At 62.1% G+C, this 21405-nt stretch carries 21 protein-coding genes; 7 read left to right on the top strand and 14 right to left on the bottom strand.

The features are described 5' to 3' along the window. From ACSQ1X_RS21810 to ACSQ1X_RS21770, 9 genes are all read right to left on the bottom strand, one after another. Positions 1–1054 (bottom strand): ATP/GTP-binding protein (locus ACSQ1X_RS21810; RefSeq protein ID WP_436059441.1); only part of this gene is annotated, 1054 nt, incomplete at its 3' end. After that, the gene (locus ACSQ1X_RS21805) at positions 1054–2562 is read right to left on the bottom strand and encodes an SCO6880 family protein (RefSeq protein ID WP_436059440.1); all 1509 of its coding nucleotides are present in this window, start codon (positions 2560–2562) and stop codon (positions 1054–1056) included. The genes ACSQ1X_RS21810 and ACSQ1X_RS21805, both read right to left, overlap by 1 nt. After that, the gene (locus ACSQ1X_RS21800) at positions 2549–3847 is read right to left on the bottom strand and encodes a hypothetical protein (RefSeq protein WP_436059439.1); all 1299 of its coding nucleotides are present in this window, start codon (positions 3845–3847) and stop codon (positions 2549–2551) included. The genes ACSQ1X_RS21805 and ACSQ1X_RS21800 overlap by 14 nt, the downstream gene beginning before the upstream one ends. A 1-nt stretch (position 3848) precedes the next feature. Next, positions 3849–4598 (bottom strand): hypothetical protein, encoded by a 750-nt coding sequence (locus ACSQ1X_RS21795; protein WP_436059438.1) that lies wholly within the window; start codon positions 4596–4598, stop codon positions 3849–3851. 27 nt (positions 4599–4625) lie between these two features. Further along, the gene (locus ACSQ1X_RS21790; protein ID WP_028275338.1) at positions 4626–4895 is read right to left on the bottom strand and encodes an integral membrane protein; all 270 of its coding nucleotides are present in this window, start codon (positions 4893–4895) and stop codon (positions 4626–4628) included. Between the two features lie 13 nt (positions 4896–4908). Next, the gene (locus ACSQ1X_RS21785) at positions 4909–5520 is read right to left on the bottom strand and encodes a DUF6668 family protein (RefSeq protein WP_436059437.1); all 612 of its coding nucleotides are present in this window, start codon (positions 5518–5520) and stop codon (positions 4909–4911) included. A gap of 32 nt (positions 5521–5552) precedes the next feature. Further along, positions 5553–7004 (bottom strand): chromosome partitioning protein ParA, encoded by a 1452-nt coding sequence (locus tag ACSQ1X_RS21780; RefSeq protein ID WP_436059436.1) that lies wholly within the window; start codon positions 7002–7004, stop codon positions 5553–5555. A 41-nt stretch (positions 7005–7045) separates the two neighbouring features. Next, positions 7046–7561, bottom strand: coding sequence for a hypothetical protein (locus ACSQ1X_RS21775; protein WP_436059435.1), 516 nt, complete (start codon positions 7559–7561; stop codon positions 7046–7048). Further along, positions 7558–8625 carry a CHAP domain-containing protein gene (locus ACSQ1X_RS21770; protein WP_436059443.1) on the bottom strand — a complete coding sequence of 356 codons (1068 nt, stop codon included), beginning with the start codon at positions 8623–8625 and terminating at the stop codon, positions 7558–7560. The genes ACSQ1X_RS21775 and ACSQ1X_RS21770 overlap by 4 nt, the downstream gene beginning before the upstream one ends. A 277-nt stretch (positions 8626–8902) precedes the next feature. Between ACSQ1X_RS21770 and ACSQ1X_RS21765 the strand changes: the two genes are divergently transcribed. From ACSQ1X_RS21765 to ACSQ1X_RS21735, 7 genes are all read left to right on the top strand, one after another. After that, positions 8903–9571: a hypothetical protein gene (locus tag ACSQ1X_RS21765; RefSeq protein WP_436059434.1), complete on the top strand. Its 669-nt coding sequence runs from the start codon at positions 8903–8905 to the stop codon at positions 9569–9571. Continuing rightward, positions 9568–10332: a hypothetical protein gene (locus tag ACSQ1X_RS21760; protein WP_436059433.1), complete on the top strand. Its 765-nt coding sequence runs from the start codon at positions 9568–9570 to the stop codon at positions 10330–10332. The genes ACSQ1X_RS21765 and ACSQ1X_RS21760 overlap by 4 nt, the downstream gene beginning before the upstream one ends. Positions 10333–10344: 12 nt before the next feature. Further along, positions 10345–10653: a hypothetical protein gene (locus tag ACSQ1X_RS21755; RefSeq protein WP_436059432.1), complete on the top strand. Its 309-nt coding sequence runs from the start codon at positions 10345–10347 to the stop codon at positions 10651–10653. A 240-nt stretch (positions 10654–10893) separates the two neighbouring features. After that, entirely contained in the window at positions 10894–11097 is a 204-nt protein-coding gene (locus ACSQ1X_RS21750; RefSeq protein ID WP_243182081.1) for a hypothetical protein, read from the top strand. Between the two features lie 374 nt (positions 11098–11471). Next, on the top strand, positions 11472–13088 hold the full coding sequence (locus ACSQ1X_RS21745; protein ID WP_436059431.1) for a hypothetical protein: 1617 nt from the start codon (positions 11472–11474) through the stop codon (positions 13086–13088). A 312-nt stretch (positions 13089–13400) separates the two neighbouring features. Beyond that, positions 13401–14315: a ParA family protein gene (locus tag ACSQ1X_RS21740; protein WP_436059430.1), complete on the top strand. Its 915-nt coding sequence runs from the start codon at positions 13401–13403 to the stop codon at positions 14313–14315. Then, positions 14312–14680 carry a ParB family protein gene (locus ACSQ1X_RS21735; protein WP_436059429.1) on the top strand — a complete coding sequence of 123 codons (369 nt, stop codon included), beginning with the start codon at positions 14312–14314 and terminating at the stop codon, positions 14678–14680. Before ACSQ1X_RS21740 ends, ACSQ1X_RS21735 begins: the two co-directional genes overlap by 4 nt. Before the next feature lie 26 nt (positions 14681–14706). Here the strand turns inward: ACSQ1X_RS21735 and ACSQ1X_RS21730 are convergent, their stop codons facing one another. From ACSQ1X_RS21730 to ACSQ1X_RS21710, 5 genes are all read right to left on the bottom strand, one after another. Continuing rightward, a complete protein-coding gene (locus tag ACSQ1X_RS21730) occupies positions 14707–15162 on the bottom strand; it encodes a hypothetical protein (RefSeq protein ID WP_436059428.1) in 456 nt (151 codons plus the stop codon). A gap of 355 nt (positions 15163–15517) precedes the next feature. Continuing rightward, on the bottom strand, positions 15518–16156 hold the full coding sequence (locus tag ACSQ1X_RS21725) for an NYN domain-containing protein (RefSeq protein WP_436059427.1): 639 nt from the start codon (positions 16154–16156) through the stop codon (positions 15518–15520). Between the two features lie 126 nt (positions 16157–16282). After that, on the bottom strand, positions 16283–18400 hold the full coding sequence (locus ACSQ1X_RS21720) for a hypothetical protein (RefSeq protein WP_436059426.1): 2118 nt from the start codon (positions 18398–18400) through the stop codon (positions 16283–16285). Between the two features lie 337 nt (positions 18401–18737). Next, positions 18738–19901 (bottom strand): MvaI/BcnI family restriction endonuclease, encoded by a 1164-nt coding sequence (locus ACSQ1X_RS21715; protein WP_436059425.1) that lies wholly within the window; start codon positions 19899–19901, stop codon positions 18738–18740. Between the two features lie 24 nt (positions 19902–19925). After that, positions 19926–21317, bottom strand: coding sequence for a DNA cytosine methyltransferase (locus ACSQ1X_RS21710; RefSeq protein ID WP_436059424.1), 1392 nt, complete (start codon positions 21315–21317; stop codon positions 19926–19928). Positions 21318–21405 lie beyond the last annotated feature (88 nt).

Here is a 21405-nt window from a genome sequence, read left to right as displayed (position 1 = left end):
CGGCGTCCGCGAGGGCGTTGGCGACATTGACGGTGCCGAAACCATAGGACCAGCACGCAAGCAAAATGGCAGCTTGGAGGTCGGTTTCGGTCTCGTCAATGCTGGAGACATCGAAGACCACGGCGCGGTCGCGCATCATGGGGTTGGTGGTGTGCCGGGAGAAGATTTCTCCCAGCTTCCCGCCCCCGGTCAGGCCCAGCAGGGTTGCTTCCAGTGCCCGCGTTTCCTTCAGGTAGACGGCCATGTCGCCGCGGTCCAAGGCGACCTGCCGCAGCTCGTCGGGTGCGGAGACGATCACCTCCAGAAGGTCTTTCAGGACAGGAACACCGTCGAACCGGTCATCGAGGACCCGCAGGGCCCGGTCCAGGATTGTCTGTTCCTGATCGGTGGGCGGGTTGTTCCGGCTGATGGTGATCAGCGAGACGACCATGGTCAGGCGGCGGCCGTGCGCGTCGGCGCGGACCCGGGCGGCGTCCTCATGGTGGCCGCTGTCTTCCAGCAGCTGCGCCGCTTCGACGGCCTGGCCGGGATCGAGGATGTTCAGGTAGCCGACGCCGCGGCCGAGCTTGATAACCTGACCACCGAGTGCCTGGACCGCTTTGACGTGCTCGCCTTTCAAGTCCCCCAGGATCAGAGGGTGGACGCCTTGAGCGGAGAGACCGATGAACATCCGGCGCACCACCGTGGACTTGCCCAGCCCCGGCTTGCCCAGGATAAACGCAGACGGATTGGAAATCAGGCGTGCCCGCTGGAACCAGCTGATCGGGTCACAGCAGACCGTGGCCTGGGTTTCCTCATGACGTCCGAGCGGGACGCCGATCATGGGCGAGGACGCCCCGGAGGAAAACGGCCACAGCCCGCAGACCTGAACCGTGGTTCCCCGGTATTCCTTCACGGACGGGACGAGGGCGGCCATGCCGCCGCCGCGTCCGGTCCAGCCACGGGCAGCCGGGCCGGCCTGGCGCGGTTCCTTCGTCGTCTTCTTCTTCGGTGCAGCTTTGACCGGTGCTGCAGCCTTCTTGGCAGGTCGGGTGAAGAGATTCATGCGGGCCATTACAGGGCATCCTTGATTTCGGACGGCACCATGCTGTGCTTGGGAAGGACCAGCCCCAGCGGCAGGGACGCCGCGAACGCGGTGTCCTGCGCGCCGTAGGCCCGGCGCAGCAGCACCCGGGCGGTGCCGGAGGTCTGTTCCACGGCCGCGACAGCGTCGGCGAGGCGTTCCTTGTCGGTCACGGTGGCGGTGACGACCATGCCGAAGTTCACCAGCCCGGCGCCCTGGGCTTCTTCCTGTGCGGTCTGCACGGCGGAGCGGGCATCGACCAGGGCGCGGGCGGAGGGCCGGGTCCCGGAGGTGATGCGGACGTTGGCGTTGTTCTGGTCCCGCTCCACCACGGCGGCGGCACGGGCCGAATCCATCGGCCGGTACAGCAGCGAGATCCGCTTCCGGTCAATGTCCCCGTGCGGGGCCAGCAGCCTCGACAGGACCGAGGAGTTCACCGACCCGCGCGGGGCACCGGTCATGGTCCAGGAGACTGAGAACGCACTGTCGTGCCGGTAGTCATCCCAGGCCGCCTGCGTCGCGGAGGGTCCGACTTCGCCCCAGGTCAGGGACACCGGGGAACCGGCGGCGTGCGCTTGATCAATGATCAGGGTAGCGGGCGGATCGTAGGCGATCCGGACGACCTCGCAGAGTTCCTGCCCTGACATCGGACGGGCGATCCCGGCGCCGGTGGACTGCAGCCGGGCCGACAGGCCGGGGATCCGGGACGCGAGGTCACGGGCCACGTCCTCAGGTGTGCGCGTCTTCGATCCCGCCCGCAGGGAGGCGTTAAAGGACAGGGACACCCAGGCCCGGACCGTGGCCGAACCTTCCGGATACGTCTGTACGACCTCGTTGAGAACGTTCTTGGCAAAATCCGGGGCGTTCGGGTCGATGTTCATCGTGACCTCATTGCGGAGCCGGTAGCCGGAGTCCGGCGCTGTCTCGACCGTCACCGCGGCGGCGTCCAGGCCTGCTTCGTCCCCGAGGCCGGCGAGCCAGCCGCCCCAGTTCGCCACCCACGCATCGACCTGCTCCGGGTCCACCAGGGACGCACCATCGGGCTCGGTGGAGAAGATCACGGTGTAGTGGCTGGTGGCCGGCACATGCAGCAGCGCGAACGGACGCTTGTAGGAGTCGGTGAACTCGTACAGGACCGACTTCGCCGCGAGACCGGGCAGCTGGTACATGCCCCACTCCGTGACGCCGAGAGGGCCGGAACGGTAAAGATTCGTCCCGGAAGACCTGGAGAGCCGGAAGCTCATCCGCGTCCCGAAACGGTCAACAACGGACTGGCCGTGCTTGTCCTTGACCGTCAGCAACAGCGCGCTGGCCCCGGCCACGGCCAGGACAGCAAGGCCCGGGAACAGGCCAAGAAACGCGAAGCTGATGATGCCGGCCAACAGACCGGCCATGACAATGCCGGTGCCGATAGCGCCGAGGTTGCCCAGCCCGGCTGAGCGCGGGACGCGCCAGTTGCCGTAGGACGGTTCCTTGTATTCGGTATTAATTGCTGCCACTGGGGCCCTCCGTTGTTTCTGATTGGCCGGTTGAATCCTGCGCGGTCTGGTGTGCGGCCCGGGAAACCCTGGACACTACGTGTGCCCCTACGGCGACGGCCATGCCAGCCGGACCTGCGGCCTTCGCCGCACCCGACGCGGCACCGCCACCGGCAGCAGCTCCTGCCCCGGCTCCGGTAGTGCCTGCGGCGCCGGCCATGGCGCTGGTGGCCCCACCCGGACCGGTAGCCCCGGGTGTCGGGCGGCCTCCATTGCCCCTGGGGCCAGGCGTTCCGTTACTGCCCTTCGGAGATGCGCCTGACTGGTTGGTTTGTGTACTTGCCGGGGTCGGGGCGGCATGGCCCTTACCGCTGCCGCTGCGGCCCATCGATACGGCGCCTGTGGCCATGGCCCCAACGGCGGCTCCTGCTCCCGCTCCCCCGCCGGAGGCGACGGCCCCGACCATCGGCGTCACGAAGCGCATCAGCGCCGGCAAGGCGAAGAGGGCGACAACCATTAGCGTGAATCCAGTGATGGAGCCGATCAGGCCGTCCTTCCCGCTGTTGTGCCCCATGAGCAGGAACGCGACTGAGTAGACGATGGCCGCAGCTGGTTTGTAGAGGATGAACGCGATGGTCCAGCCAATTGCCTTTTGGAACCACTGCTTTCCCATCTCTGTGTTGGTGAAAGCTGCGGTGGTGGGCAGGATGCCGGCCAGGATCACCAGCATGCCGCTGCGGACGACCATTAGGACGATCTGGACGAGGGAGGCAATCAGCCCGATCAGTCCCAGAACGATGAGGATGAAAACGCCGATCCCTGTCTGGCCGGACACGATCAGGAGGCTCATCGACTCGGCAAAGCCCTTGCCGTCCGTGGATCGGTCGATGATGGCTGCCGAGAAAGCATCCGCGGCGACTACCAGAATCGAGATGACACCCAGGCCCAAGCCACTGACAAGTGTGAGCGTGACGAGGGACCGGAGCAGGTCTTTCAGCGGTGCTCCGCGCTGTTCCCAGATCATCCGGATGCCCCCGAGAATGACGGCGAGGACAGCCAGCGTCAGAGTCCAGACCATCAATTCGCTGTTCACCATGGAGACGATGGGGCTTGGCGTCGTTCCGTCCTCGCTGGCCAGGTTCACCGTGGGCATCGACACCCAGAAAGTCGACAGAGTCGTCACCATCTGACTCATGCCCTCCATGATGGCCTTCGCCATGTTGCCCATGGCGTCATCGGCGAGCCCTGAGACCCAGTTCCCGACTGCACATCCGGCATCAATGGGTCCACATGCTTTTTCTGCCACGTCAGGCTCCCGACCAGGCGATGAAGCCGCTCAGGTCTCGAAGTTGGGCTATTTCGTTGATCAATTGACCGGAATCGGCAATTGCCAGTTTCCAGTCCCCATCGGCCCATTGCAAAGGAAGGACCGCGTGCCCAAGCATCCCTTTGTCGGTCTGAAAGGCGATGTCAACGTTTGCTGCGGAAGGTGAGTAACTCTTGATGACGAAGCCGCGAAATTGAACGGTTGTGTTCGACGTGGACTTTGACGAGGAGTCTGCCCTGGCGATATCCCGGCCCGGCCCGGGCATCAAGAGCTTGTCTGTTGCTTTCCGATTGAGGACAGGATCTCCAGAGGAGCCCAAAGCCAAGATGTTGGCGGCCGCATATAGGGCACCAGTTGGGGACTTCGCGAAGCATGATCTGAAGCCGTCTCCGTCTGTCACGCCCGGACCGAAGGTCTTGGGCTCGGTGGGTGCCGCCATTTTTCCTACAAGTTCCCACTTGGATTTAGGCGCTGCCCCCAGCGCCGTTTCCGTGCTTGACGGCAGTCCGCAGACGCTTTTGTCAGCGGCAGCGTGGGCGGTGGGGCTCGTTGTGGCTGAGCTGCTGGGCTCCGCCGTCCCGGGGGCCGGTTGTGCGTTCCCCTGTCCTTTGGGGAGCAGGAAGATGACGACGGCTGCTGCGATCAGCGCGACCACCAGCGCGGCAGCAATGATGAAACCGGGTTTGGTGAACGGATTGCTTTCGGTGGTGCTCTCTGTTGACTGGCTCATGGTGAACCTCCCGTTGTTAGTGCTGGCTTAGACGAAGGCGCGGACGATGCCCGAGGCGCCGGTGATGATGATGCAGCCCATCAGGACCCAGCCGAGCTTGCCGATGGCTTGGGCTCCTTCGCCGCGCTGGAGCTGGATGACCATGCCGATGCCCACGATGATGACGCCCAGGACGCCGAGGACCAGCCCGATGCCGGAGGCCCAGTTCAGGATCGTGAGCAGGCCACCTGCCTGTGCCGGGACGACAGGGGTGGGGTTGGGGATGACGCTTCCGTCAAGTACAGCGAAGGGGTTCATGGTGAGAGACCTTTCAGTTCGTGGTGGGTGTGGTGTCGGTTGCCAGGGCGGCTAAGTCAGTGATGAAGCGTTGGTATTCGCGGGCCGGCGGCGTGGTGGTGGAGTCTCCGTGCCGCCAGGCCTCGACCCAGGGCAGGGTCCAGAGCCGGGGGGCTCCCCCGCCGACGATGGCGGCGAAGTCCCGGAGAGCCTTGGGAGTCTTGCCCGGTGCGTCCGCCAGGACGGCGAGGCCGAGCAGATCAAGCTCCGGCGCCGCGCCCGAGGCCCACTGGGTCAGGGCGCTCCGGGCGGCTGTCAGGCCGCGCATGTCTGCGCGGCAGACCAGCAGCACCCGCGGTTTGCTGCCGTCCTGGAGAACGGGCCAGCGGTGACCGGTGACCCGCGCACCGCCGATCAGATCAGCGATGCGGCTTTCACCGGATCCCCCGTGGGCGCCGGTGATCCACAGGGCTGCGGAGCCTGCGACGGTGCGGCGGGCCAGACGGTCTGCGGCGTCCGGTTCGACCATTCCCCTCAGCGGTGCACTGATCACTGCCGCCGGCGGCACGTGCGCCTTCGGGGTTGCCGTTTCCGCGCCGTCGGCCGGAGCCGGGTGGGTGATCCAGGGGTTCAGGGACTGCTGCATGGCTCCTCCTTCAAAGTCCGTTGGTGCGTGGTTTAGAAGCCGGCGGCGACGGCGGCCGCAGCCGCGAGCCATGCCCGCTGGGTGGCGGGCTGGAGGGCTTCATAGCGGATGGGTCCGTTGACCAGGGCCGGATCGTAAGGAATCCGGACGACGGCCCGGACGAACGGGGCGAAGCCGTCCGCGATCCGCTGGGCCTCGTCCTTGGCCCGCTTCAGGGCCTCTCCGCTCATGCTGCGCTTGGCGTCGGTTGATTCAGAGACGATCACGACGGCGTTGCGGGCCAGTTCCGCGTCGTGCCCGCCCCGGGATTCCAGCGTCTGCAGCGTCAGCCGAGCAGCTTCTGCGCGGTCCTCGATGGCGGTGACGGGGACGACGAGCTGGTTGGTGTGGTCGATCATCCTCCGCCAGTTCGCGGCCCGGGCGGTGTTCCCGGAGTCCATGATCACGAGCCGGTAGTAGCGGGTGAGGACCTGGTGGGCGATGTCGACTTCCTCGGCGGTCACTTCGTGATCGCCTTCCTCGTTTTCGTCCGAGCGCAGGACATCGAACTTGTCCGCCGTCTGGTGGTGGACGAACCTGGCGATTTCGGCCGCGTTCGTTGACGGGGAGAGCAATTCGGTGGAGGCATCGATGAGATCCAGGACGCTGTGGTCGTGGGAGCCCTGTTCGGTCCGCCAGCCCAGGGTGCCCTGGGATTCGTTGTTGTCCCACGCGACCGTGGCCGCGCCGCTGTAGCGGGCAAGGATCGCCGAGAGCATCACCACGGTGGGGGTCTTGTTCGCCCCGCCCTTGCGGTTCACCACCGCGACCGTGCGCGGGCCGGGCCAGTGCTGGCTCACCGTGCGGATGTCCTTGCGTTCGGTGAGTTCTTCCGCCGAGGGGTCCATCCGGAAACCCATCCGGGTCAGTGTTCCGCGCCAGCCCTGGGTGGCAGGTTCCAGCACCGGGGCGCTGACCAGGAACGAGGTTTCCTTCAGGCTGCGCCGGGTCGGCGCCGCCTCCTCAGTGACCCCGGCGGCTGATTGCGGTTCCGGGTTGGCCGTCGCGGGGACGGGTGACCACGGGGCGTCCACCCGTGCTGCAGGGGCAGGAACTGGCGCGGACTCTGCTGGAGTGGCCACGGGGTCCTGCGCAGAGACGGTCGCAATGATCGCCGGGACGACTGTCTTGGGTGTGGTTTCGGGGGCTTCTGCCCGGCGGCGCCCCGGAGCGGGCTCGTAGGAAACGGATTCGATCTTGTTGTCCGGGTGCACGATGAGTTCACCGTGGCCTTCGGGGTCCTCGATGCGGACCCGGACGGGGCGCTGGAGGGTCTGCGCTTCGCCAACGACGAGGGCCAGGACGTTGTTGCGCAGTTCCTGTACGGAGTCCCCGGCAGGGACGACGCGGGAGTTGCCCGCGACGACGACCTCGGCGGTGCCGTTGTCCCGGACGATGGCCCGGATGTTGGGAAATGCCATGACTTCGGTTGGTGTAGTACTCATGAGCTTCTTCCTTACGTGTGTGGGGGATGGAGGTGCGGCGGTTAGGACGAGGGCGGGGTGAGCCGGTTGACCTTCCACGAGGCGTCCTTGCCGGTGCGGAGCAGCTGCACCGTGTAGGTCCCGGCGTTGGTGGGGACCGCCGCCATGACGCCGAAGCCGTTGGCTTCATCGACGCTCAGGGTGGCGGGGCCGGTGACGCGGCTGGCCGGGATGTTGGCCGGGTCCACTGCCGAGTAGTCGGCGGTCGCCTGCGGGGTCAGCCAGAGGGCCAGGTCGTTGGCCCACTGCTTGTCCTCCACAGTGGGGCGGGCGAAGTCCGTCATGGCGTTCTCTGCGACGTCCATGGCCTCGTCCTTGCTGGCCTGATCCCAGATGATGCCGATCATGGCCGGGACGGTTCCCCCGGGCGCCTGGGGTCCGCTGTTGGCGCTCAGAGAGACCGGCGCGGACGCTGTGGGCTTGCTGGTTGGTGCCGCCGGTGCCGGCGTCGTGTTTGCCACTGGGGCGCAGGAAACGCACAGCAGCGCCACGGCGAGCAGGGTCAAGGGCTTTTTCACTTCTTCTCCTCGTGAGTGGGCAGGTACAGGAAAGCTGAGGGGACGGTGTTGGCCACTGTCCGGGTGTAGTAGCTGTGGTCCGCCGGGGCCGGGTTGCCGTTGTAGCCCTCTTCGACGTAGGTGCCGTTGTCCTTGACTTCCTTGACCACGGCGACGTGGCCGAAGTTCGGGTCCGCTCCCCCGGCGCCCGGGGCGTACCAGACAACGGCACCGAGCCGGGGTGTGCTGCCGGTGGGCCAGCCTTTGGCGTCCCAGCCGGCCTTCCAGGTCAGGGCTGATCCGAGGCCCTGCCCGTCCGGGCGGAAGGTGCCGTTGAGGAACTTGAACGGTGCGCTGGCTGAACCCATCTGCTGGTTCACCCGCCACAGGGCGAAGTCCACGCACTCGCGGTAGTACATGCCCAGCGGTGAGGTGCTGGCTGTGTTCGCTCCGGCCTGCAACCAGGTCGGGGAGTTCTTCCACGGGTAGTCATCCCCCGCGCCGGATTGTCCCGGCACGGCGCAGTCGCTGCCCTGCAGGGAGAACTTCGAGTTCGAGAGCGCCTGAACGAGTTTGACCGCCTCGGGCCAGTACCTCTGGTAGTGGTACGGGTCGGCGTTGCGCTGGACCTTGTTACCGGCAAGGGTCGGTTCCAACAGCTCCCAGCCGGCCACGGCCTGCAGGGCCTTGATGAAGTTCGTTGCGCTCCTGGTGGGGTCCGTGCGGTCTGCGTAGGAGCCCCACGCACCGTTGTCGCGCTGCTGGAACAACCCGCGTGAGTCCGGGCCGGCACCGTCGCCATGATTCAGGACTCGCAGTCCGGACTCGCCCAGGGCCACCATAACGCTGATCATCTGACCGTTTGCGGATAAGTTCAGTGCCTTGCCGGCGCTCATGATGGCGGCGGCATTTTTCAGCTGTTCCTGGGTGTAGCCCTCAACCTTGTTGTTGCCGTCGATGACGACGGAAACGGCAGGACCACAGTCGGCAGCGGCGGGTTTCGCGGGGGTCAGTAGCAGGAGCATGGAGAAGACCAGGCCGAGAAACATCACGGGTGCCGCGAGGACGGCACCGGTGCTGAGCATCTTGGACGGCTTCACGGCTTCCCCCTGTGCTTCTGTGCTGTGTTGCCTAGCGGTCATGTCTCGTAGGTGGGCCCCGGCTAAACTCGGTGCAGAAGATACGATGGATTCAACCAAGTTTTGATCTATCGCAGATAGTTTAATTATTGGTTCAACCCTAGCAGGTATTGATCGCCCGTGTTTGTCTATGCCCTTTGTCTAAGGAGTGTCCGTGCCTGTCTCAGCCCCCGAATTTAGGGAGTGGTTGGAGGGGAGCGCCCTCAGCCCGTCACCTACTGCGTTGAGCACGCTGACCGGCATAAATCGAGGCACCCTGAATAATCAGCTCAGGCGTGGAAATGTCGCCGAGTCCACGGTGATTGCCGTTGCAAGGGCTACCGGCACGAACGTCATCGATGCGCTCAGTGTTTTCAGTCCGTACCGGATCATTCAGTCCCGGCCCATAGAGCCCTCTTCGGCAGAGATTTTGAGTCAGATCCATCACGCCGATCTCATGGCCGAGCTGCAGTTCCGTACCTCTCAAAAGCACTTTCCCCGTGAGATGCGCAAGGGAATCGACCTCATTGCCTTCCCTCATGACGGCTCTGTTCGGGCCTGGATCGATGCCATCGACCCGGGGGACATCCGTCAGAGGATGTCCGAGGAAACGGGCATGGCGCTCACCTATATCGCCACACAGCTCACTGAAAATAAGTTGAATCCCCATTTGGCGATTGCGGCGTCTCGGGCCGGTGGAGGCTCTTTCGCAACCGGCTTTGTGGTCACTGAACTGATCACGCCGGCCGAAGGCGGGTGGCAGATCCGGGCGCGCGAGGACGAGCTGCTTGAAGTTCCCGATGATGCCTTAGTGGAGGCCATTTCCGCCCGTATTCATCTCTTGCAGAGGCGCGTCAAGCAGCGGAAGGAAGCCCGCGAATACGCGGAGAAAATGACGGAACTCCTGGGATGAACCCGCTCACCGTCGTCCCGGTAAGTCTCATGCTCATTCTCCTGGGCAGCCTGACATTTAAACGCATCAATACTCCGGTGCTGGGTCACCAGCACGCACTGCAGGGGAAAGCCAGGAGCATCGCTCTGGCGGGCATATTCCTGACGCTGGCCTATCTGCTGCTCCTGCCCCCGGTCTACATGGGCGTTGAGTTGCTCATGCCGCTGACCAATGGCACCGACCTGATATCCAAATACTTTGCCCTCGTGGCCGTCGCGTTCCTGGGCGGACACCTCAGCGTTGCCTACGGATCACCGCTTGCGCGCCGGTGGACTGTCGGGGCGCCAGGGGCGGCCATGCTGGGAATCGTTGCCACAGCCCTGCTTGGGACCCTTCTGGCGACTGATGCCCCGAATCCGTCACCGCAGCTGCTGGATTACGCTTCGCAGCCGAGTGTGCGCCTGAATACGTGGCTCGTGCTGGCCTACGTCGCCTACATCGTTTTCCCGCTCATCAGGCCCGCCTGCGAGGACTCACGCAAGAATCCGCTCCGTGTCGGCCGGCTCGCGTCCGGGCTTATTGCCGCCGGCTTTGCGCTGTCACTGATGCGCGCCTTCACCTATCCGGTCGAATTGGGCGCGACTGGCGACGTTACCTACCTCTTCATGATTGTTTCCTATGTCTCCACGGCCTTCGTGGTGATAGGTCTGGCACTCTTCGCCTATGCCCGGAAGAACCGCACACCGCAGACCGAGCTTCGCTCGGCTCTCTCGATCGACTAGAAAGGCTGCCTCATGAATGCCACGCCGCAAGACGCCCAACTAGCCGTCAAACGCGTCCTCGCCAAGGTCCACAAGGAAAACGAGGCCGCCTACAGGGTCATCTTCGAAGCAGTGAAAATCTGCATCGTCTCCGGGATGAATCGACGGGAGGCAGCTAAGTTCCTTGGCGTGCAGGCTCGACGAATCGACCGTCGCGGACAGTACTTCCGATCACTCCTGGCAACCAGGAACCTGTTCCATGGCGCCTTGAACGCCGGCGGCGGCTCATCGGCCGATGCTGCCGAGGTCGAAGCCATCGTTCGGCGGGCTTGGAAGCGTTAGCCTCGAGGCGGCAGTTTGATCCATAACTAAAATTTCTTGATTTTGTGGCATATTGGAACCATGTCGCTATCAATGTCTTGCACCCCAGTCGCGGACCCTGGCCTGCACGGGAATAGCGCGGTCGACCTGCGGGAACGACTGCCCGGAGATTGGTGCGACACGGCAGCGACATCCCACTTAAGGGAACCTGATTCCGGTTCCATGGAGAATGTCCATGGAAAACCAAGGAATGAGGACGCCATGCCACAGCCCTTCAAGGGAGACCGCCGGAACATCACCGTGCGGATGCAGGCTGCTGATGCCCAGAAGCTGCAAGCTTTCTCGGACATTACCGGCGACTCCAAGAGCGATGTTGTTGCTCGCTTGGTGATCGACTTCCTAAAGACCATCGACTTCGACAGCATCTCTGGCCAGGAGGCCCTGCCTATCGCTAAGGCCAGTTAAAAACTGAAGGCCCGCTTTCGCGGGCCTTCAAAAAGTATGACGTTCAGATCCACATCTTGGCGGATCAGCGATCTGAACTTATCAAGCTCCCCGTGAGGGGCGCTCCATTTGCTATACCCCGAAGGGACTAGCTGTTGTCTATGGTACCTGTAGCGGCCGTGTCGTCAACATCCGACGCACTACAGTCGGCGCGTCAAGTCACGCCCGAAATGACATGGGCACTTGCCCCATTAATCGCCGGCGCATCTACTTACCGCTTGGGACGCTGGATCGGCGGTCGCTTCCAGTACCCGCGGCCGCAGAACCCGCCCCGGATCACTGCGGCGTTGCCGACACGGCCGGCGGCTGTCCTCATTCATGGTGCAGATGGCTCCGTGGCTACTCTCTGCCTTGACCTGGACACCTCTAAAGCGCTGCAGGGAGTCGTCGATGATGACGCCCAACGGCTCGGGATCCTCTTGGAAAGCTGCGGTATCCGCTACGTCGCGGACGTCTCCCCCAGCGGCGGACGCCACCTTTACATCCCGCTTGCAGAGCGCATGAGCGGCACGGAGGCCCGGGAGCTCGTCGAAGCCATGACTCTGATGGCTCCGAGTCTCGATCCCGGTCCGCACCAGAACGTCACGGACGGCTGTATCCGGGTTCCAGGTTCCGCGCATAAATCCGGCGGTCACCAGATCCTCACCACTCCCCTGGCTGCTGCCTATGACATCCTGCGCCGCCGTAATCCCGCCAGCGCCGTCACCGCGCTCCGGCTGGTCCTTGCGCCGGAGCTCAGGCGCGCCCGCGAACTGAAAGACCGGACGGCCAAGATGACGGCCGCCGCGACGGCGCACGGTATTCGCCCCGTCCCCTTCGGCGGGAGCCAATCCCCCTTGCGGGTGCTGGCCCGTACCGGGCTGTACGACACGGCCAAGTACGCCAGCCCCTCAGAGGCCCGCATGGCGGTCCTGAACCACTTCGCTGCCTGTGGCTGGACCCTGGAGCAGGTCCGCCTCGAACTGGACGGCCAGTTCCCCGGTCTCGCGGCCCTCTACACCACCACCGACCGGCAGGAGCGTCTCATCGACACAGAGTGGGCCAAGGCCTGCCGCTGGATCGAAAAACGGGGAACCCAGCCAGCAGGCAGAAGGACTACCCGTATTAACGACACAAGCCCCCCTAAACCCACAGGGGGGGCCGATAGAACCACCAGCAAGGCTGGTATGCACCAGCTCGTGAACGATCTGGAAAATGTCCTCTACGCTGTCCTGGACCACAGACTGAAAGAACGCGGGCGCGAGGGCGTGAGTCTGCGTCTGCTGCTTCGGGCGGTGCTCGGCTACATGCGGACCATGGAGACTGATCTGTTGGACGTAGGCTGCCGTACCTTCGCTACCGCACTGGGCAAACACCACGGCACTATCGCCAGACTCCTTCCGCTGCTTCAACAGGCGTCTGACGGCATCCTGACTAAAGTTTCCGATGCCCGCGGCCGCGACGCTGATGTCTACGTGATTCAACTCCCCCAGCATTTTGAACAACTCGCGCGGGAACTGTCCTGGCGCAGCGGAAAAATCCATGGCATCCGCCCCGTTTTCCGCGTCCTGGGCGACGTCGCTGCCCTCGTTTACGAAGCCATCGAACGCGGACGCCTCTCCCCCACCACAGCAACCATCGTCCGATCCACAGGCCTCAGCCGGACAGCCGTAGAAACAGCCCTGGGCACCATGAGCAGCTACAACATGATTGAACGCCGGCACGGACAATGGAGAATTACGGCCGGGACCAGTCTGACGGCGTTGGCGCGCCGGCTCGGGGCACTTGAGGATGCTGCAGAGCAGATTGGCCGCCATCGAAAGCAGCGCGCAGCCTGGCACGCATGGCTGGATCGGAACTTGGTACCTGAACTTGCAGAACACGAGGTGGAAGACCCCGACTCGGAGTTGTACTGGATCCCTCCCTCCGAAAGTGAACTGGACTGGGGCGGGACGCTGTGGCGGGTGGCCTAGCGCTTCGCCGCGGGCAGATGACTGGAACCCAGCAATCAATATCAGCAGTATGTACTGGTTTCACAAGCGAAAAAAGTGAACACAGGGAAACCAGCTTCACAAGTAAAGCCAATTGTCATGGGAGAGTGTCACGTTAGCCCGGACGCTTGGAGAGCGTTCGCTTGTAAAGCAAGTGAACACAGCAGAGACAGTCAACCCGTATTTGCTGGCTTCACTGGTTTCACAAGTGAAAAAAGGGAAGACACGGAAACCAGCTTCACAAGTAAAACCAGTGTTGCTGGCTACGCTTGGATCACTTTGGAAGGGGATTTTATGAAACACGATCTGGACCGCGGTGCCCTAGGCCGCGTTATCGCGGTAATCAACGGCAAGGGCGGGGTCTTCAAGACCAGCCTGGTTGCTAACGTAGGTGGACTCCTCGCCGAGGGCGGGTCGCGTGTGCTCCTCGTGGATCTCGACCCGCAAGGAAACCTCGCCGAGGACCTCGGCTACGCCGACCAAGGTGACGGCGGCAGAAGTCTGGCGGCTTCGCTATGTTTTGGGGGAGAACCCGACCTGCTGACTGGTGTCCGAACCAACCTGGATGTAATTGCCGGCGGACCCCATCTCGACGATGCTGCGGCATTCCTTGGAGCCAAAGCCCAGAAGGACCGTGACGCTGCGCAGCTGGCTCTGGCCAAACTGCTTGCCAGCGTCGCGGGGGAGTACGATCTGGTTCTGCTGGACTGCCCGCCCGGAAATGAGCCTCTGCAGGCTGCCGCGGTAGCCGCCGCCCGCTACGCACTGGTACCGCTGAAGACAGATATGTCCAGCCGTAAGGGTGTCGCCGCCGTCGCGGCACGCATGGACAGCGTCGTCGGCCTCAATCCCTCTTTGGACCTATTGGGCGTTGTCCTCGTCGGTACCGGTACGAATTCCAAGCAGGTTCACAAGGTCACCCGCGACCATCTCACCGCCGATTTTGGCACGGACGAAGTGTTGTTCCCGATGAGCATCCGGCACGCGGAGGCCACGGCCCAGGCGTGCCGTGAGCGTGGATTGCTGGCCCACGAGCTCGAGCGGGAGCTCAGCAAGGGACCGAAATGGTGGGAGGTCCTGCGCGGTGAAGCGAAGGCCGGCAATGCCGGGCCAAAGTCGGCCTCCAGCGTGGCCGAGGACCTCCACGCAGTCGCCATGGAAGTGACCCGGCGCATCGCCGTCGCAGAATCCCAGGAGGTCAACGCGTGAGCGCCGAACCGACGCCCAGCCGACCCGCACTCGGTTTGCCCCCGCGACGCACGGCATCGCCGGCCGCCGAGGCGCCGCTGGCACGGATGCTCCCCGGACACCGGCCGGAGACACCAAAGAAGGCAGAACCCAAGGAAACCGAAACAGCCAATATGACGGTGAGCATCTCCGCTGCGCTGCGGAACCGGGCGCGGGCCGCGTACCGCGCGACCAGCTACGCCGAAGGGGATAACACTTGGAGTCACTTCGTGGCGAAAGCCATCGAAGCAGAGACTGCCCGCCGCGAAGCCGAACACAATGACGGTGCGATGTACCCGTCCTGGGGAGAGAATCTCCCCGGGGGGCGGCGGCTCAAGGACAGTTGAACTACCCAGCCCGGATAGCTGAACCACTACCGGAGGCTTGCAATCCGATCGAGCAGTGAGAAGTCGGCGGTCAGCTGGTAAGGCGAAGGCTTCCATCCGAGAGCCTCCTGGATGAAGCCACCCTTATCGCCGCGGCCGGGTCGCCACAGCTTGTCTGCGACCGGGAGTCGTAGGAAATTGAGGTTCTCTCCACTTTCGGCATGAATGGGCAGACGGAAGAATGTCAGGAAATCCTCATCGTGCTCGTCCACCCGCAGAAACGGGGCACCTTCGGTTGTACGGCTACCCATGACGTACCAGCTAATCTCCTGCACATCTTCCGGGTAACGCTGTCGCCACATGCGGTACAGCTCCACCGCGTCGATCTCGTCCGTGGAGTAGTCATCGCTGATGGGATCTCCGGAAACCTCCCAATAAAGGTGCAGTTCGTCCCTGAACGTATCTCCGGTCTGCCTATTCTTTATGATCCATTGGTCGGCCATGCGTACCGTCTTCCGTCTGTGGGCCCTGGGGGCCGATCGTCTGTTCGAGCTTATGGGTGGAATGCGACATCCGCATCCCGCGCCGGGACTTGCATTGTCGGGTTAGTTGCGCAGCATGACGATTCGCGGGTCTCCGGGCACCCTGGCCCTGCTTGCCTAACCGCGTTATTTGTCTGCTGTCCTTATGTTGCCGGGTGGTTCAGTGGCCGTTTTAGGGTCGTGACGATCCGGGGGAGCGGGTATGGCCGTTCTGGATTGACATCGGGCACAGGTTTACGGATATAGTTGCGGTATACCCCCAGTTGCTTCGGCGGCTGGCCGCGAGACCCCGCAAGGGGTCTCCGCTTTTTAAGGCCTACACCCAATCCTTAGGCTTATGGATCTTCATGCCCCGATCATCCGTAATGATGTCTTCGAACTGATTGGATCGCAGGACACCCTCCCGGATGTCTCTTGTGAAATCCGGTTTACACCGCAGCAAGGACTTACTCATACGAGTATGTGTTTTGGCAATGCCGACGTGTTTGTTTAGTTCCTCCCGCACCATCCTTAGCGGTTCGGTCAGATCTGAATCATTGCTGGCCACGAGATAGATGTCCGCATCATCACGGAAAGCGTCGAGAAGCAGGTGGGCGGCCAGATTGACATCAGAACCTTTTTCTTCCGTCTTGATGACCTCCACAGTGCGCGGAACAACGGTCTCGTCGGCCAGAGCCATGCGGGTCGTTGTGACAGCGAACTGCCCCAGATGGACTGAGACCTTGGGCAAGGTACCGAGTGCACGTAGGTATGCTCCCTGGCGTACAGCTGCTTGGGGATCGTCTGGCCGGGCTTTAACCCGCGCGGTGAAGTACCGGATGCGCTGGATTTCAAAACCCGGCATAAGGTCCTCAAAAACTCCCTGAAGATTCAACCATTTATTGTCTGAGCCCTTCAGGCTGCCGTAGTAGAGGTTGAAACCATCGACATAAACATTTACAAGCGGGTTGGACACGGTGCAATGCCACCTAGAGTGTTCGGGCCGATGTTTGTGGCAAGGAGCACCGCGCCCAACGCGGTGCTCCTTGCCACTTCCGATCAGGGGCGCGGATCCTGGCCATTTAGGCCTGGAAGATTAGGGCTACTTCGAGACCAGACCGTCATCGAAGAGGGTATCGTCGTCGGAAGAGTCTTCTCCGAGGTCCGTCCCATCTTCGTCATCAGCGTCCTCGTAAACGGAATTCGAGACAGACACTACAGAAGGACTGACCCGATCGGCTGTCCGGGTCCATGTGCGGAAGTCGTAGGCCAATTCATCGAGAATCTTCCACTCTGCGTCAAGGGCAACACCGTCCGACTCGACCAGACTGGATCCGTCGGGGGATTCGATGCGCTTGAGGTTGGTGGTAATCGCCTGAAGAGCTTTCACTCCATCCACAATTTGCTGCCGGTGAAGCGTGAGGGCGACGTAGGGATCGGACGACGTATCGATCTTCTTGGCGGACCAATTTCCTGGCTTGTAGAGGTACAAGTCATCGCCGTCCAACAGGTCCCTGTCTTCCCGGACGCTGCTGGACGCGGAATCCCCCTCGACAAGCTTCCGGGGAACACGGTCTTCCCGTACATCCAAAATAGTCTGGGCGAGTTGCTGCAGCCCGATTTCCGACGTCACCATTTCTTCGATGATCTGCTGAGGTTCAGGCAGGTATTCACCGTTCACTCGAGCACTCGAACGGATCAGAAGTGGCCTCATGGACCCGGGGATCTGGGAAGTTCCCTCAACAAGGCAGTACAGTCCGAGGACGCCGAGCTCGGCCGCTTCAGGTGAGATCTCGTGGGAAACGTCCTCGAGATTGAGTTTCTGAGCCCGAAGCTTCCGGATGGCTTCGTCCCTGATCTCGAGGATAGGACGACGGCTTAGCCTCGCTGGCTTAAGGGTTGAAGCTGCCAAAACCTTCTGAATGGTCGATCGGCGCCCCTTGAAAGCGGTGTCCTCTTCCAACTTGCGTGCGATGCGGTCCACTCTCATCGCCGTGTCGGCGGCGAGCCCAGCCCGATCCTCCTTGCTAGGTTTCTTGCCGGTCAGCGAGTGAACGGTTGAGTTCACGATTCTGATGCGCTTGCCGTCCAATGGGGAGACCAACGACTCCGCGGCGAGCAAGAGGACTTCGTCGGGGTAGAGCCCACCCAGCGGATCGGCCGCCTCCCCGTCCGGAGCGTCCAGTTCAGTCTCGGCACGAAGGATATTCAGGATGCCGTCCGGGGTGTAACCCGGGGGGACGGGAAGCATGCCTTCGGAGTGGATGGCCTCCAGCGCGATCCTGGACTTCAGAGCGAACTGAGTTGTGTCCGCGAACTTCATTGGAGGTTCAAGGTGGATGTGACCCACAAGTGAGCGGCGCACTTCATCGAACCGGGGCTGGGCGGAGTCCTTGGCCCCTATCTTCTGATAGCCGACGATGACCTGAGCCCGCGGCATGATGCTCGAGCGGAGCCGGGCTGCCGCAACTTCGCCGGCATCGCTCTCCAGATCGGCGAGCCCAGAGTCCCGAAGATCAAGAAGTTCGAGCCTCAACTTGTTTTCGGCCGCGTCACTTTGGAGACCGAACAAGACGTCATCGATGTCGACGCCGGAACCGCGCTGTGCGCCCACGGTTCGACTGAAGCCGTCGGTGGCGTCCAAGATGCCGATCTTGGCGTTATCGCCAAGCCCAAGCCTGCTGATGGAAAGCAGGCCGGGAGCTTCGATGCCCCGCATGGGAATGGATTTGGAATGCGTGTTCGACTTCCAGATCTGGGCAGTCTGGTCACGCAGGGAGCGGACAACGAAGTCCGGGTCAGGATGTGTGAGGCCCAGGACGGCTTTGCCCTCGCTCAGTGATGTATAGCGAAGGGCCTTGCCGGCCTTCCACGCGCGGTCACCTTCGAAACGAATATTTTCGAGTGAAGGAAGAATGCGCCAGGTGACGACGTCGAACTCAATGAACTGGATTTCAAACTGCCCGTATCGGCGGGTCTGGGCGGTGCGTACCGCTTCCTTGAGCTGGCTCAAATCCGCTGCGGATCGCGCAATTGTTTCGGCGTCGAACGGAAGGAGGTCGAATTCGCGGGTGATCAGTTCAATCACTGTGGCGCGCGCCTTCGCATTCTGCGTTCGAAGACTGGAACTGATCAACTTGTATGGCGTGGCGTACTCGTTGTTTGCCTTGCTTTCCTGCAAATGGCGGGCAACGGCAGCGGAACGATTCTTTTCGGGCATGAAAAAAGCCTCTCTGGGCTAGCTAGGGACGTTAGTCCCTCCGAGAACCAAAGTGATCATCGGGTTCTGGGCTGCCCACCGAGGCGAGTTACCCATAATAACTCAGACGTCCATTTAGACGACATAGAGCGTATGGGACAAGCAATCGCAGATAGCGTTCGGTCACCCATGATCAGCAGCCTGATACTCAGGCGCTTCACAAGTACTGACCTAGCCGAAACTCGCATCCTACGAATTACGTGTCATACAGGAGTATTTTTATCAGGCTGTTTGTTCCATGTCAAATGCGAATGAGACATGGAGGTGCTCCGCGATGCCGCCGGTGAAGCGTGAACGGCTAGCGGGACAACATATAGCGTTTGGAATGCTCGAAAAGAGAGGCAAGCTGATTTTGGGCAATCTTGAAGGGATACCCCTTGTCCCCGTCCTGCCTTATAAGGAAGTCAACCGTGATATGACCGTCCAAGAGTAGTTTTGCCACTTTCTGCGGCATCGGGCCTTTCGTATGGCTGATGGCATCAAACCGCAAGTACTCTTGGCCGTCAACATGCCGCACCTCGGCGTCGACCCAGACTGTTTCCGAATGCTTGGAGGCCACTCGTCGCTTCAGGGTACTGATGTCCCACTGAACGACTTCACGCGGGTCAAATTCGTTGTGACGTACGCGCAGGAGGTCGAAATCTCGGTCCACGTGTAGGAACAAGCCCTGGCTATTAATGTTTTTGACACTCAGAGTGCAGGAAAGGGTGCGCCCCTCGGGGCGGTCGTAACCGAAGGCGTCAAGAATCTGCGCAGAGGCGGCGTAAGGGCTCTGGCTCCAATCGGGAACCTGCGAGAACATGGTGTACCTGCGCCCACCCAGTCTTGCCGATTTGATCTCAATGCCGTGGTAGTCGGCTTCCTTGGCGGAGTTCATTGGAATACCCAACTCCGACTCGAGCAGCCGTCCCACCGCGGTGTCTGCTTCCACAGGCGCAGGAATGAAACCCTTGGACGCGACGGCCCGGAGCTTATGGAGCAATTCCTCGAAGACCTCTGGCTCGGGTGTTGCCGGTTCGGCGGCCGGCGCCTGAGGATGAATGCCTGCCAATGCGAGCACCGATTCAAGCCGGGCGTGCGAACCGTTACCAACCCAGAGTCGACCCTCGTGCAAGAAACAAATGATCATCTCATCCGGTTCAACCAGGTCCCGGAGATGCTGGAACCATATTCGAGGATCACCTCGTTTGGTCTGTGGACGGTAGAGGGAAGCTGTTGAGCTGATTACCTCCCCGTCTGGCAGAACCAGAGTCGTCGGAACCACGACTTTGTGATTCCTGCCCATTTCCTGAAGGCCAAAATCGTGGAGGCCAACATCCTGCAGGAACTGTCTGAACGGCACCGTTGCATCGAGAATGGATTTCGCCAAGCCGATGGTGGACGGGCGGAGGGCGCCGAAGGGAACCTCGATGCTCCGCAACAACGCGAAGTTCTCGATTTCCTGCCCTGAGCGAGGTGTCATTGGTTCCCAATTATCTTCGTGGCGTTACTTAAGGGGATCCAATCCTAACGCCCCCGAGATCATCTTACCCACGGCGAATGCCAGAAAAGGCGACACTGCATTTCCGACCTGGGAGTACTGGGGAACCTCGACCCGCCTGCGCACGGAGCCAGTGGTTTCCTTTCCCTGAAATTCGAAATCATCGGGAAATCCTTGGAATCGGGCCAATTCCCGGACAGTGAAGATGCGGGGTTCGCTTGGATGGACGTAGTCATCGGGCAGCGTCACGACCGTTGGTGCTTGAGCGTTCCAGTGCAGCGCCTTTTGCGAGTGTTTCTTGGTCGCTAAACGCGTCATTTCACCAAGCATTTCGGTGTGGCCTGCCGCGATTTCCGTACCGTCGGGTGCCACCGCGGGGAAGCGCTTTGTGCGGAGGACAGCCAGTATCCTTTCACTTTCAGCTGTGCCTTTTGCAATATCGGCCAGCCCCCGGGTGGGCACGGAATTGTCACGCATCCACTGATACAGGCGGAACCGATCCTGAGTGCGCAGGCTGTGTGAGCGCGGATTCTGGTTGCCCGGCATCCCCGTCATGGAGGTTGCTCCAGGCAGGCCCCAGTTCCTCTTCGTCTCGAGTACCTTCCTGAACTTTCGCGCCCTCGCCGTGTGAACCTTTGGGAAGACGCTCTGCAGGTCCGCGATTGCGTCGGCGATAGTCGGAGCGTCCGCTAGGGCCACAGTTGGCACCGGAGCGAGTGGCGGAACGGGCGTGCTCTCAGGGCCATCCGCGAAGGAAGACCTCCAAAGGGAACCCGTGGACCGGATCTCCCGCTCGTCGGCGACATCCTGCCGTAGCCCGATGATCATCAGGCGAGGCCGATTCTGGGGCGCGCCGTAATGCGCGGCGTTGACGGCAACGCCCTGCACCTCGTATCCGGGCAGGGTCTCCCTCAGCGCTTGCTGAAGTTGAAGGAATGCCGAATCGCCATCACCGGAGAAACGGTGGCTCATGCCCACAACATTTTCGATAACGACGGCTTTGGGCTGGGTTCGCTCCACGAAGGATAGATACTCCCACGGCAGACGGTTCCGGGCATCCTCTGGATTTCGTCGTCCCGCCAAAGAAAATCCCTGGCAAGGCGGCCCGCCAACCACGAGATCCAGATTTTCGGCTACGAGGGACTCCATGATGTCGTCGTTCTCCAGAACGCGGCCCAGCTCTGAGACCGCCACCCCCTGCTTGGCTTGTATCTCCAGGGGCCGCTCCAGATAGGATTCCCAGCTGCGGGCATCCGCCATTGGCTCGAAAAAGTTGTGATAGAACGTGCGCGCCGCCATGGCAGATTTCTCCACAGCCAGTACGAGGTCACCGCCAGCTCGTTCGATACCAAGCGAGAGCCCACCACAGCCCGAAAACAGGTCAACGTACTTCATCATTCCTCTATCTTGTATATAAATCCCCCGGATGTCCAGGCGGCCTGCAGAACACACCCACTTGGGGTGATGAGCCGTCACCTACAGCGAC

This window comes from Arthrobacter sp. LjRoot78, assembly GCF_964254335.1.
Lineage (GTDB): Bacteria > Actinomycetota > Actinomycetes > Actinomycetales > Micrococcaceae > Arthrobacter.
This window is presented reverse-complemented; position numbering and strand designations above follow the sequence as displayed.

What these genes read in the sequence shown, in the direction of transcription:
- ACSQ1X_RS21780 (WP_436059436.1), bottom strand. Translation starts at nt 7,004, where the DNA reads ATGAGTACTACACCAACCGAAGTCATGGCATTTCCCAACATCCGGGCC.
- ACSQ1X_RS21750 (WP_243182081.1), top strand. Translation starts at nt 10,894, where the DNA reads ATGCCACAGCCCTTCAAGGGAGACCGCCGGAACATCACCGTGCGGATG.
- ACSQ1X_RS21720 (WP_436059426.1), bottom strand. Translation starts at nt 18,400, where the DNA reads ATGCCCGAAAAGAATCGTTCCGCTGCCGTTGCCCGCCATTTGCAGGAA.
- ACSQ1X_RS21715 (WP_436059425.1), bottom strand. Translation starts at nt 19,901, where the DNA reads ATGACACCTCGCTCAGGGCAGGAAATCGAGAACTTCGCGTTGTTGCGG.
- ACSQ1X_RS21760 (WP_436059433.1), top strand. Translation starts at nt 9,568, where the DNA reads ATGAACCCGCTCACCGTCGTCCCGGTAAGTCTCATGCTCATTCTCCTG.
- ACSQ1X_RS21795 (WP_436059438.1), bottom strand. Translation starts at nt 4,598, where the DNA reads ATGAGCCAGTCAACAGAGAGCACCACCGAAAGCAATCCGTTCACCAAA.
- ACSQ1X_RS21730 (WP_436059428.1), bottom strand. Translation starts at nt 15,162, where the DNA reads ATGGCCGACCAATGGATCATAAAGAATAGGCAGACCGGAGATACGTTC.
- ACSQ1X_RS21770 (WP_436059443.1), bottom strand. Translation starts at nt 8,625, where the DNA reads ATGCTCAGCACCGGTGCCGTCCTCGCGGCACCCGTGATGTTTCTCGGC.
- ACSQ1X_RS21740 (WP_436059430.1), top strand. Translation starts at nt 13,401, where the DNA reads ATGAAACACGATCTGGACCGCGGTGCCCTAGGCCGCGTTATCGCGGTA.
- ACSQ1X_RS21790 (WP_028275338.1), bottom strand. Translation starts at nt 4,895, where the DNA reads ATGAACCCCTTCGCTGTACTTGACGGAAGCGTCATCCCCAACCCCACC.
- ACSQ1X_RS21710 (WP_436059424.1), bottom strand. Translation starts at nt 21,317, where the DNA reads ATGATGAAGTACGTTGACCTGTTTTCGGGCTGTGGTGGGCTCTCGCTT.
- ACSQ1X_RS21785 (WP_436059437.1), bottom strand. Translation starts at nt 5,520, where the DNA reads ATGCAGCAGTCCCTGAACCCCTGGATCACCCACCCGGCTCCGGCCGAC.
- ACSQ1X_RS21755 (WP_436059432.1), top strand. Translation starts at nt 10,345, where the DNA reads ATGAATGCCACGCCGCAAGACGCCCAACTAGCCGTCAAACGCGTCCTC.